Here is an 11,330-nt window from a genome sequence, read left to right as displayed (position 1 = left end):
CTCGGCGGCAGCAAAACCCCCCGGGGAAAGATCGCCACGGACGGGCCCTACCTGACGTAACCACAGCGGCGACGCGGCGACCGGCCGCGCCGCCGCTGCCTCGGCCCGACCTGGTCGAGTCAGCGGCCGCCGCCGGGTGTGCCTGAACACGGCGTCCGCCGGAGAAGAGGAGCTTGTGACGATGACAGGCAGTGACGTGATCGTGATCGGTTTCAACACCATCGACTTGGTGTTCACCGGCCGGGAAACGCTGCGACCCGACCAGAAGGTCCATGCCAACAGCCTGGCCCAACACGCGGGCGGACAGGGCTCCAACGTCGCGGTGGACCTCGCCGGACTGGGTCTGGCTGTTCACTATGCGGGAATGTTCGGTGATGACGCCTGGGGCGAACAGGCCAAGGCGTCCCTGACCGACACAGGTGTCAGTGTGGCGGGCTCGGTGACCGTGCCGGGATGTCCCCACCACGTGGCGGTGGTGGCCGTCGACACCACCACCGGCACCCGCTCGATCGTGATGTGCAAGGATCCCCGCCTCACAGTCCCCGCCCGCCTGGTCACGGCCGACGCCCTGCGCCGCAGCCGCGCCCTCTACACCGACGGTCACGAGTTCGAAGCATCGGTGAACGCCGCCGAACTGGCCCGCAGCCTGGGAGTACGGGTCTCCGCCGACCTGGAGGTCGCCCACAAGGACGCATCCCTGCTGCTCGCCCACGTGGACGAACTCGCCGCTCCGCTGGAAGTCATCCGCACCCTGGCCGGGACGGACGGACGGCGAGGCGAAGGCGCTGGCGCATGTCCGTATGCTCGGCCCGTCCGTCGTGATCGCCACGAAGGGTGCCGAGGGCTGCGGCGGCCTGGACGAGAAGGGGGCGCACTTCACGCTGGCCGCTGCACCCGCGGAGGTCGCCGACAGCACGGGCGCAGGCGATGCCTTCCATGCCGGCTTCCTCGCGGCCCGCCTGCGAGGCGCCGGCATCCGCGAGGCCGCTGCCTGGGGCAACCGAGCCGGCGCGCTGAAGTGCCGGCACCCCGGACCACGGGTCGCCGGGGAGTGTTCAATGATCGGCGGATCCGATGATCAAGGAGACGCCAGATGAGCGACACCACCATCGAGTAGATACCGGGCAGTGAGGCGGCGGTGGAGGCCGTGCCGGCGAGTGACGAGCAGTTGGTCGCGATGCTCGTGGACCGGGTCCGTAGCGAGGGCCTGCAGCTGACCGGGGAGGGTGGGCTGCTCCAGCGGCTGACGAAGCGGGTGCTGGAGCAGCCCTGGAGGGCGAGATCACCGATCACCTCGGATACGAGAAGCACGGTGCCGAGGGCAGCGGCAGCAGCCGCAACGGGACCCGGGCGAAGGCTGTGCTGACCGATGTCGGCCCGGTCGAGGTCAAGGTCCCCCGTGACGTGGCTGGTTCGTTCGAGCCGCAGACCGTCAAGAAGCGGCAGCGGCGCCTGTCCGGGGTGGACGAGATGGTGCTGTCGCTGTCGGCGAAGGGGCTGACGCACGGGGAGATCTCCGCGCATCTGGCCGAGGTCTACGGCGCGAGCGTGTCCAAGGCGACCATCACCACGATTACGGACAAGGTGATGGACGGGATGGCGGAATGGTCCAATCGCCCGCTGGACTCCGTCTATCCGGTGCTGTTCGTGGACGCGATCAACGTCAGGATCCGGGACGGACAGGTCGCGAACCGTCCGATCTACGTCGTGATGGCCGTGACCGCCGAGGGCCACCGCGACATCCTGGGGATCTGGGCCGGCAACGGCGGCGAGGGCGCAAAGTACTGGCTGAGCGTGTTCACGGACCTCAAGAACAGGGGCGTCGACGACGTCCTGATGCTGGTCTGCGACGGGCTGAAGGGCCTGCCGGAAGCGGTGGGGACCGTCTGGACTCGAACGATTGTCCAGACTTGTGTCGTTCACCTTCTCAGGAACAGCTTCCGGCACGCGGCCCGCCAGGACTGGGACAAGATCGCCAAGGCGCTCAAGCCCGTCTATACGGCGCCGAACGAGGCCGCCGCGACCGAGCGGTTCAGCGAGTTCCAGGAAGCCTGGGGCAAGAAGTACCCGGCGGTCATCCGGCTCTGGGAGAACGCCTGGGCCGAGTTCGTGCCCTTCCTCTCCTTCGACGTCGAGATCCGCAAGGTCATCTGCTCGACGAACGCGATCGAGTCCGTCAACGCACGGATCCGCAAGGCCGTCCGGGCTCGCGGACACTTCCCCAACGAGGCCGCAGCCATGAAGTGCGTCTACATGGCGCTCATGTCGCTGGACCCCACCGGCAAGGGCCGCAAGCGGTGGACCATGCGCTGGAAGGCACCCCTGAACGCCTTCCAGATCGCCTTCGAAGGCCGGCTCACCCCAGCCGCCAACTGACCTCTACAAAAAACTGGATCAGCCATCTACTGGACACACCCCCGTGACGGATAGAAGCGTCCACGGCTTGTCGTGAGACGCCATCAGGGCCTCACGGAGGATTCCCCTCGTGTCTTTCGGAGCACGGTGTGGAACGTGTCGTCGTGATCGCCGAGATCGGCGCTCCCCGTCAATCGGCTTTCCCCGCCGCTGCCCGGGCGGGATCATGGCTCCATGAACACTACGGGGCGGGTCATCGGTCATTGGGCGTGTACAGCCGTCGGCGTGTGGGTGGCCTCCGAGGTCGTCCTCCCCTTACGGGTCAGCGGCACCGGGGTCGAGCGGGCGACGGCCGTGGTCGTCATCGCCGCTGTTCTCACCGCCGTCGTCCTGCTCGTGCCCATGCCACTGAGCCGGATGCTCGGACGGGCCGCGGAACGAAATCTGCAGCGCATGACGGAGGAGGATCCCCCTTGGGACGCCTCCGTCTGGGAGTTCTTCGCCCCAGTACGCCGGGACCTCCTCTACTCGGCACTGAGCATGCTGCTTTCGACCGTCGTTCTGGTGGTTGCGGGGCCTGCGGCGCTGTGGGCGGGCGTGGAGCTGAGCGCCGGGCTCGGGCTGGACGTCGGCCTCGGCGGTGGGCTCAAGGATCTCGTCACCGCAGGACTCTCTGCCGCCGCCGTGCGGACGGTTCTGCTGCTCGTACTCGCCCTGCCGGTGAAGCAGCGCCGCCCCGAGGCTCTGCGCTCGCTGGCTGGCTACCTCTCGTGCCTGACTGGTCTGGCGGTTGCGGCGGTGTGGCTGGACGGGGTGGAAGCGACGGGTACCCCGTGGCTGACGCTTGCCGTCGTCGCCGCCCTGTTCCACCTGCGGTTCACGCCGACCCTGAAACTGGCCGTGCCCGGTGTGGCGTCGCTGATCCTCGCCTCGGTCAATGCCCTGGTGCTCTGGCTCATCGTGTGGCTCACAGGCCTGCTGCACATCGCCGGATTCTGGTCCCTTGCCGGGGCGGTCGCCCTGATGTGGGCCGCGGAATGGCCCAGCCGCCTGGCGAAGGCCCGGACCGACCCGCCTCTGCCCTCCCCCGACCCGTTCTGGCCCCGCGATCAGATGCCGATGCCGTAGTCGCCGGTGTACTGGCCGGGTCTGCCGCTCCGTCCGCCGGCGGGGAAGCTCGGGCGAGGTTGCCGTGGATCCGTTCCCCGGGACCCGGGGCCCTCCGCCAGTTCCTCCGGCGCGGCGGCTCGGACGGTATCCACAGTGACGAGGCCGGACCATTCCCGTGACGATGAGGATTCCTGAAATCGACCGTGTCGGACATTTCTCCATGGCTCGACGTGGGCGCGTTCTCGGCGCGGACGCGTTCTCGGCCCCTGCAAATGAGGGTCTTGACGAGGGGAAATCCGCTGGTGGCGAGCCGCGGTACCGGGTGACGCTGCGGTTGTGATCGAACGGGATGAAGCGATGCGCATCGTTGAGAAACACCCGGAGCGTGACCATCAGGCACGGGTTGCCGCTGGGGCCGAGCCGTTCTCGCGCGAGGTGGTCGTTAGCGTGGTCGAGCACGAGCTGGTCTGGAAGGTCCACGTCCAATCCGAGGAGTACGCGCGAACGCGCAAGGCAGCCGCGATGTCGGTGGGACACGGTCCGTATCTGGTCGACCGGGCCGACCGCGGGCTCCACTCGATCGGAGCCGTCTCCGAGATCGAGGGGGCATGGGAGGACGACTACCGCGGCCGTATCCGAGGGCTGCCGGTACGCACTCCGATGGATGGTCTCCACGACGAGCTACGGACGGCAGCTGAAGCAGCGGGCGGGCACATGGCCGCCGTCCGCGCCCTTCGCCACAAGGTGACCGGGCTGTCCCCTACACATGCCCTCGCCTATGTCACCGGGCTGCTCGCGGGCGAAGTGCCGGCACAGCTCCTGGCCGTTGCTCACCAGGAGCTGGTGAAGCCCCTCGACCGCGTACTGGCCGTACGTACCCATGGCGTTGATGCCGACTTCTGAGTTGTGACGAGTCGACCCCGCCGACGGCATGCGGCTTGCTTCGGTGGCTTCCGGTCCGGGTGTGCGTCGCCGTCTCGCAGGTCAGCGCGCCAGCGACGTCAGGTCAGCGGCAGCCCCACCGGTTCGGCAGACCCGCGGGACATCAGGGCGGCCGGGCGAGGACCACCGTCCGCAGGAGAGCAGAGGACGCTCGCCCGTACGACCGGCGTTTGAGCGGCTTGATGCGCGCGACCTGGCCTTCGCCTGAAGGGATACTGCCGGTCATGGCGACTGTTTGGAACTCACCGTCACGGAATGTCCGCCACAGCCGATTTCAAAGAGCGTCATCGGCTGCGGGGGGGCGGTGCCACTCGCTCGTCATCGGCCCGGGCCGATCGCCTGCGACCTGAAGCCGGCGGTAGTAAGGCGGTGGTCCAGGGCCCGCTGGCCTTTGGCCAGCCAGCGAACCGGCCAGTGGAGCAGGAACGCTAGGCAGGCAAGCCAGCCGAGGGCGTGGACCGTCCAGACGCCCGCCATGGTGGGGCCTCCCCAGGCCCCGTGGTAGTCGGTGTCGAAGTACCAGAACGGGTAGCCGAAGTTACGGACCGAGTTGAACAAGGCGTAGCCGATCAGCACGAAGGCCGCCAGGTCCAGGGGGAGACCGAGTACGGCGCGGGACAGCACTCGGCCGCCCGTCCAGCCGGGGCGCCCGGTCAGCCAGGTTCGCAACCGGGCGGAAGAGGCGGTGCGGCCGACCAGAGTGAGAGCGGCGGCTGCCACGCCAGCCGGGAGTGCCAGGAAGGCGGGGGCAGCGATCCGGAGGTCGGCGCGGACTGTGCGGATGATCGGGTACATCGTGGGCTCCCCACCTCGCTGGTGTGACGCCTCGAACCGTCCCGCCCGCACGACCTCGCCGTCGTCACACCTGGGTGCCAACCGTTCTCTCATACTCAGGTATCACCCCGATCGGGTACGGCGCCTGATCGATGCGGCGAACGGATCCACCACGACTTCGGCGGCCCCGGGACGTACGCCGGCACACGGTTCAGGATCGTTGCCCGACGGGTCACGGCGTGGGCCATCACCCGTCGACGGGTGAGAACCTTGCCCTGTACGAGCAGAACGCGCCCGCCTGAGCCCGACGCTGCAGGCCGCGAGCCCAGGGCTCCGCTGCCGCTGAATCTGGCAGTGGTGCAGAGCAGCGACCATGAACGACCTCAGCGCCAGCCACGGTTCGATTGAATCCTCAAGCCCTCTCACACCCCTTCTCCTGGACCGACGAGCAACGACACCTGGGTTCCCCCGTACTACGGGGCGACCCGTCTGACGGTCGTTGAAGCTCCTGTCGCCCGCCTCCCTGGCACAGCACCGTCAGGGTCGGCGTTGCAGTGCCGCCGGTACTTCCCGGCAGAGGGGCGAAGCGTCCGGCTGGTCATCCTTCTGGGTTTGCGCGAACGAGTGTCCGGACTGGCAGCCGGACACCGCCCGGCAAGGTCTCGCCAACGTTCACCGGCCGGCTGCGGCCCACATGCGCAGTCCGCTGCACTGATGCCCGGCCACTGCGCAGAGGCCGGAAGAGCGTGCAGCCACGAGGGCGTGCGGGAGCGGATTCCGCATGACGACGATCAACGCGGGGGTGCTGCTCGCGGTCATCGCGGTGGTGCGGTTACGCCGCAGGACCCAGGCCAGAAGCCGCGTCGTGGAGCGCAACACGGCGCTCTTCGCCCTCCGAGCGCTGCCATCCCCCCGCAGGCATCCATGGAGTGCCAGGAACCGGACCTCGCAATCGGGGCGACCATCGCTCGTCTCGTGCGCCCCGTTTCTTTACACCCCGAGGTCACCCTGTCAGATCCGGCTCAACACCGCGACCTCGGAACCGAAACCGACCAAGAGGCGACCGTTCGAAGCCGTCGCCAGGGCCTGCACCGGCGAGGGGAACAGCAGCTGGTCCACCTGGAGTCCGGAGATCAGGTCCCACACCCGCACCGTGCCGTCGTCACTGCCAGTGATCGCGTGCGGTCGCCCGTCGAACTCCGACACCGCCACCGCGCACACCCGATCGTCATGGCCGGTCAGGGTCGGACCGTTCTGTCGCCCGGCGATCAGATCCCACACCCGCACGGTGCCGCTTGCGCTGCCGGTTACGACATGGGGTCGGCCCTCGATCTCCGCTGAGGCCATCGCCCACACGCATGAGCTGTGGCCGGTGAGGGGAGCACCGACCTGTCGCCCGGCGATCAGATCCCACACCCGCACCTTGCGCTCGTCGCCGCTGGTGACCGCGTGCGGTCGGCCGTCGATCTCCACTGTCACCACCCCCCACATGGTGCCGTTGAAGCCGGTGAGCCGCTGGGTCGGTCGACGGGTGACAAGGTCGTTCACCAGTAGCACGCCGTGCCCGGAGCTGGTGACTGCGTGTGGTCGGCCGTCGACCTCCGCTGTGGCCACCACCCACACTCCACCGTACAGGTCGGTGAGAGGGGGCCCGGCCTGCCGGCGAGTGGTGAGGTCCCAGATCGACGCGGTGTGGTCATAGCAACCGGTGACAGCGTGCGGTCGGCCGTCGATCTCCAGAACCGCCAACGAACTCAACTGCCGACCGGGGGCGTTGAGAGGCGGACCAGCCTGGCGCCCGGCGACCAGGTCCCAGACCAGCACGGTGCTGTCTTCGCTGCCGGTGACAGCGTGCGGTCGGCCGTCGATCTCCAGGATCGCGACCGCGCGCACCTGGTCGTCGTGGCCGGTGAGCGTCCGGTGTGAGCGGATGTCGAGCATGGAACCGGTGGCCCACTCCACCTTCCACCGGGAGGCGCGCTCCCCTACGACAGGCGTCGCGGTGATCCGCTCGGAAAGCTCCCGATCCCCGTACCGCGCCGCGTCCAGCGCGAGCAGCAGGCGTCGATTCGCGGAGGACGCACCCTCATGGACGTGTCGAGAAGCTCGGTAGACCGTCTCCGCCACGCGTGACCAGGGGCCGTCGGCACTGTTCAGCAGCCCCCGCACCCGCTCCGGATCCCCACTGATGAGTACGGCGAGATCGTCCAACCGGGCTCCCTCCCCCGCTTCTTCCGTCGCAGCGTCGGCACCGTCACGTCCATCGCTCATTCCAGCACCGTAGTCGGCGCCTCCGACGGTGCCTCCACCCGGGCCGAGTGCTGCTGTGACGTCACCGACGGTCGCATCCCCCGCTGAAAGTGGCGAGACCGCGTGTGGTGATGGGGATGGTGGCCAGCCTGACGGGCGTCTGGTGTCGGGAAACGATCCATGGTCAAGCGGGAAGCGACCTTCAATCGGTGACATCGGCCTTGGGCCGGACGTACTCGTGAACACCCCCTTCCTGTAGACCTCCAGCCTGGCGCCCAGCGCCGCGAGCTTGGCCCACCTCGTGCCCCGGACGATCGACGCCCTCACTCCACTCGTGAAGAACCGCTTGCGCGGCGCCCAACGCCGATCCGAAGTCCTCGACGGCTTCATGGCCGAGACCGGACTCGGTCTGGAGCCCCCGTAGCCCGTCACCCCACCCTTCAACCGCAGCCGCAGCACCCCGTCACGGAAACCATCCGTGCATGTCTCGGCATGTGCGTGACATTTCCGGGCGTCGGTCGTTGGAGACGGCGAGCAGGAGGGGGATGGGGAGATGGGGCGGAAGGTCCTCGAACGTTTTCCGGCCGGAGGCCCACGGGGCAGCTGGCCGGCGGAGGAATTCGCCGGCGCGCGCAGGGAGGAAGGGGTTCCGGCCCGGGTCGTGATGGACCTGGAGTCGGACGCGTTCCTGGTGATCGTCGAGCAGCGGACACCGGAGCGGTTGCGGGAGTGAACGGGCGCCGGCTCGTCGTCGACGCGGAGTCCCGACCTCCGCCAGGAGGCCACCGGGCCGGGTTCGCCGCCGCGGCAGCGCCGGCGCCGAGGCGGGTGGACGGCACCCGGCGGGACGCGCCGCGGACCCGGTGGGTCGAGCGACGCCGAACCGCCCTGGTGGCTTTCCCCCGGGCTCAAGGAGCGTGGACGGCCTCCGACCGCACCACCGCGACATCTGTCCGGAGGGCCGCGGCAGCGGCACCGAGCAGGCCCGCGTCCGTCCCCGTGGCGGCGGGCACGACCGGCAGGTCACGGGTGAAGGAGAGCGCCGCGTAGGTGCGGAGGCTGCGTCGGAGTGGGGCGAAAAGGAGCTCACCGGCACCCGCCACCCCACCGCCGACGACGGCGACGTCGACCTCGACGAGTGCGGCGGTGGCGGCAATGCCGGCCGCGAGTGCCTGGGCCGCGCGCTCGAACGAAGCGATGGCGATCGGATCCCCGGCGCCTGCCGAGGCGGCCACCGCCACTGCGGACGCATCACCATCGGGCCCGGGCCGCCAGCCGTTCGCCAGGGCACGACGGGCCAGGTGCGGCCCGGCCGCGATGCTCTCGACGCAGCCTCTCCCGCCACACGCGCAGGGGTCACCGTCCAGGTCCACCGAAAGGTGGCCGATGTGACCGGCGTTGCCGGTGGGCCCGGAGCGGATCCGGCCGTCGAGGACGAGGCCGCCGCCAACCCCCGTGGAAACCACGAGGCACAGGGCGTTGGCATGGCCGCGAGCGGCTCCGAGCCAGTGTTCGGCGGCCGTCATCGCGACGCCGTCGCCGACGAGGGTGACCGGCCGGCCTTTCGTGACCCGGGAAACCCGCTCGACGAGCGGATAGTCGCGCCAGCCCGGCACGTTGACCGGACTCGCAGTGCCGCGGGAGGCGTCGACCGGCCCGGCGCTACCGATGCCGACGGCTCTCGCGGACTTCCACAGCGGGGAGTCGGCGAGCGCGGTGAGCACCCCTTCGACGGCCTCCATCACGGTCTCGCCGCCCTCCTGCGCGGGCGTGGCCCGCAGAGCACGGGCGCGAATGCGGCCCTCACCGTCGACCAGGGCGCCCGCGATCTTCGTTCCTCCGATGTCGAGGGCAATGACGGGACCCGTGGCGCGGTCGGTGTGGCTGGGCACGCAAACTCCAGTCGGCAGGGGGAAGAAGGCCTTCCTCCATAGTCTCTCCCGGCATGACAACGTTGCCCAGGGCCTATGCTCGAACCGAGATCGACTCGACACCCTCCGGAGGAAACGCACACCGTGGCCGACATCGCCAGCAGCCCCGGATCCCGCTACGGCAATCGGCCCACGATGAAGGACGTCGCCGCCCGCGCGGGCGTCGGACTCAAGACGGTCTCCCGGGTCGTCAACGGCGAGCCCGGCGTCACCGCGGACACCGAACGCAGGGTGCGGGAAGCCATCGAGTCCCTGGGTTTCCGGCGGAACGACAGCGCGCGCGTCCTCCGCAAGGGCAGGACCGCGACCGTCGGACTGGTCCTGGAGGATCTCGCCGACCCCTTCTACGGGCCGCTGAGCCGAGCGGTCGAGGAGGTCGCGCGGGCGCACGGGGCCCTGTTGTTCAACGGGTCCAGCGCCGAAGACCCCGAGCGGGAGCAGGAGTTGGCGCTCGCACTGTGCGCACGCCGGGTCGACGGCCTCGTCGTCATTCCCGCCGGTGAGGACCACCGTTACTTGGAGCCGGAGATCAAGGCAGGGGTGGCAACGGTCTTCGTCGACCGGCCCGCCGGCCGGATCGATGCGGACGCCGTCCTGTCGGACAGCTTCGGCGGGGCGCACGACGGCGTGAGCCATCTGATCGCGCACGGCCACCGCCGGATCGGCTTCATCGGGGACCACCCCCGCATCCACACCGCCGCCGAACGTCTGCGCGGCTACCGCGCGGCGATGGAGGAGGCCGGGCTGCCGGTCCGGGACGCGTGGGTGTCCCTCGGGTCGACGGCTCCGGAGCGGGTGGGCACGGCGGTGCGGGAGATGTTGACGGCGCCCGAGCCGGTGACGGCCGTGTTCTCGGGGAACAACCGGGTCACGGTGACCGCGGTCCGGATCCTCGCCGCACATCCGGATCCGGTGGCCCTGGTCGGCTTCGACGACATCGAACTGGCCGACCTCCTCGGCGTCACGGTCGTCGCCCAGGACGCCGCCGCCCTCGGCCGGGCGGCAGCGGAATGCCTCTTCAGGCGTCTCGACGGCGCCGACGGCCCACCGGAACGACTGGTGCTCGGCACGACGCTCCTCGCCCGCGGCTCGGGCGAGATCGGGCCGCCGGCCTGATGCCCCCTCGGCTGAGCCGGGCCCACCGGCGCCGCGTACCGCTGCGGGCCGGATCCGATCGGGCGCAGTCGTGGTGTACGCCCCCCGGGAGACGGGTTTCCGCTCCGGTGAGGGGTTTTGGTTGCGCGGGCGGTCAAACCCGGCTCCCCGGACTTCGAGGGGTGAACTCCGACAGCCGGCAGGGGGACTGACGCGGTTCCAGTCCCTTCCGGGCACCTGACAGCGAACCCGCACCCGGCCGAACGCTCCGAGCCCAGTCGATCGCGCCGATGTGAACGGACGTCAACGTGCGGCACCCCTCGGGGTGATTCAGCCACCCCGCAGTACGCCCGACCAGATCAAACTTTCTGTACGAGGATGGGAGACACCCACGCCCAGCTCGCGGTCGGCACCGGCACCGGCACCGGCACCGGCACCGGCACCACGATGACCTACCGCCATGTCACCGAGGCGGTCGAGCTCCTGGTCATTCTTGCCCCGGCCCGACCGACGCCGTGCGGACCGCGTCGGCGAAGTGCCTCTTCCTGGACGGCACGCTGCTGCCGATCGACCGCATGGCCGCTGACCGGCCGTTCCACTCCGGCAAACACAAGAAGCACGCGATGAACGTGCAGTTCATCGCCGCGCTCTTCGGCCGACTGCTGTGGACATCACAGGCCCTGCCCGGCGCCGTCCACGGCATCCGCACGGCCCGCGGACACGGTCGTCGACGCCCTCGCCGAGACAGGCACCCCGTGCTGGGTCGACGAGGGGTACGGGCCAGGGAGCTGTCGATAAATAACTCCTTGATCTTGGTGCGGGTCATGAGCTCGCGAGATCGTGCCCGGCGATTGCGGCAAGTTGTTGTGCCGT

The 11,330-nt window shown here is 69.6% G+C and carries 10 protein-coding genes and 3 pseudogenes; 9 read left to right on the top strand and 4 right to left on the bottom strand.

From position 1 onward, the window contains the following. Positions 1 to 237 (bottom strand): hypothetical protein (locus tag ACFW2Y_RS30855; protein ID WP_384885688.1); only part of this gene is annotated, 237 nt, incomplete at its 3' end. Between ACFW2Y_RS30855 and ACFW2Y_RS30850 the strand changes: the two are divergent. From ACFW2Y_RS30850 to ACFW2Y_RS30830, 5 genes and pseudogenes are all read left to right on the top strand, one after another. Continuing rightward, positions 182 to 541, top strand: a pseudogene (locus ACFW2Y_RS30850) (carbohydrate kinase family protein); the annotation flags it as partial. The gene ACFW2Y_RS30855 and the pseudogene ACFW2Y_RS30850 sit on opposite strands and share 56 nt — an antisense overlap. 244 nt (positions 542 to 785) lie before the next feature. Next, positions 786 to 1,097 carry a carbohydrate kinase family protein gene (locus tag ACFW2Y_RS30845; protein ID WP_384885686.1) on the top strand — a complete coding sequence of 104 codons (312 nt, stop codon included), beginning with the start codon at positions 786 to 788 and terminating at the stop codon, positions 1,095 to 1,097. Between the two features lie 80 nt (positions 1,098 to 1,177). Beyond that, positions 1,178 to 2,376 (top strand): annotated as a pseudogene (locus tag ACFW2Y_RS30840) (IS256 family transposase). 213 nt (positions 2,377 to 2,589) lie between these two features. Next, positions 2,590 to 3,483, top strand: a complete 894-nt coding sequence (locus ACFW2Y_RS30835; RefSeq protein WP_384885683.1) for a hypothetical protein — start codon at positions 2,590 to 2,592, stop codon at positions 3,481 to 3,483. Between the two features lie 318 nt (positions 3,484 to 3,801). Next, positions 3,802 to 4,368 carry a YrhB domain-containing protein gene (locus ACFW2Y_RS30830; protein WP_384885681.1) on the top strand — a complete coding sequence of 189 codons (567 nt, stop codon included), beginning with the start codon at positions 3,802 to 3,804 and terminating at the stop codon, positions 4,366 to 4,368. A gap of 357 nt (positions 4,369 to 4,725) precedes the next feature. Here the strand turns inward: ACFW2Y_RS30830 and ACFW2Y_RS30825 are convergent, their stop codons facing one another. Both ACFW2Y_RS30825 and ACFW2Y_RS30820 read right to left on the bottom strand, forming a co-directional pair. Next, entirely contained in the window at positions 4,726 to 5,202 is a 477-nt protein-coding gene (locus tag ACFW2Y_RS30825; RefSeq protein WP_384885679.1) for a hypothetical protein, read from the bottom strand. Positions 5,203 to 6,192: 990 nt separating this feature from the next. Beyond that, on the bottom strand, positions 6,193 to 7,452 hold the full coding sequence (locus ACFW2Y_RS30820) for a WD40 repeat domain-containing protein (protein ID WP_384885678.1): 1,260 nt from the start codon (positions 7,450 to 7,452) through the stop codon (positions 6,193 to 6,195). 268 nt (positions 7,453 to 7,720) lie between these two features. Here ACFW2Y_RS30820 and ACFW2Y_RS30815 point away from each other — a divergent pair, with 268 nt between their 5' ends. Beyond that, the gene (locus ACFW2Y_RS30815) at positions 7,721 to 7,855 is read left to right on the top strand and encodes a hypothetical protein (protein WP_384885676.1); all 135 of its coding nucleotides are present in this window, start codon (positions 7,721 to 7,723) and stop codon (positions 7,853 to 7,855) included. Positions 7,856 to 7,984: 129 nt separating this feature from the next. Beyond that, a complete protein-coding gene (locus ACFW2Y_RS30810) occupies positions 7,985 to 8,164 on the top strand; it encodes a hypothetical protein (protein ID WP_384885675.1) in 180 nt (59 codons plus the stop codon). 175 nt (positions 8,165 to 8,339) lie between these two features. Here the strand turns inward: ACFW2Y_RS30810 and ACFW2Y_RS30805 are convergent, their stop codons facing one another. Further along, a complete protein-coding gene (locus ACFW2Y_RS30805; protein ID WP_384885673.1) occupies positions 8,340 to 9,323 on the bottom strand; it encodes an ROK family protein in 984 nt (327 codons plus the stop codon). A gap of 174 nt (positions 9,324 to 9,497) precedes the next feature. Between ACFW2Y_RS30805 and ACFW2Y_RS30800 the strand changes: the two genes are divergently transcribed. Both ACFW2Y_RS30800 and ACFW2Y_RS30795 read left to right on the top strand, forming a co-directional pair. After that, positions 9,498 to 10,478, top strand: a complete 981-nt coding sequence (locus ACFW2Y_RS30800; protein ID WP_384885684.1) for a LacI family DNA-binding transcriptional regulator — start codon at positions 9,498 to 9,500, stop codon at positions 10,476 to 10,478. A gap of 354 nt (positions 10,479 to 10,832) precedes the next feature. Further along, positions 10,833 to 11,234: pseudogene (locus ACFW2Y_RS30795) on the top strand (transposase family protein); the annotation flags it as partial. Positions 11,235 to 11,330: the final 96 nt, after the last annotated feature.

Source organism: Streptomyces sp. NPDC058877, assembly GCF_042742855.1.
Lineage (GTDB): Bacteria > Actinomycetota > Actinomycetes > Streptomycetales > Streptomycetaceae > Streptomyces.
This window is presented reverse-complemented; position numbering and strand designations above follow the sequence as displayed.

Bases quoted from the DNA above. Each gene is read 5' to 3' on its own strand.
- ACFW2Y_RS30835 (WP_384885683.1), top strand. From the start codon at position 2,590: ATGAACACTACGGGGCGGGTCATCGGTCATTGGGCGTGTACAGCCGTC.
- ACFW2Y_RS30825 (WP_384885679.1), bottom strand. From the start codon at position 5,202: ATGTACCCGATCATCCGCACAGTCCGCGCCGACCTCCGGATCGCTGCC.
- ACFW2Y_RS30820 (WP_384885678.1), bottom strand. From the start codon at position 7,452: ATGAGCGATGGACGTGACGGTGCCGACGCTGCGACGGAAGAAGCGGGG.
- ACFW2Y_RS30810 (WP_384885675.1), top strand. From the start codon at position 7,985: ATGGGGCGGAAGGTCCTCGAACGTTTTCCGGCCGGAGGCCCACGGGGC.
- ACFW2Y_RS30800 (WP_384885684.1), top strand. From the start codon at position 9,498: ATGAAGGACGTCGCCGCCCGCGCGGGCGTCGGACTCAAGACGGTCTCC.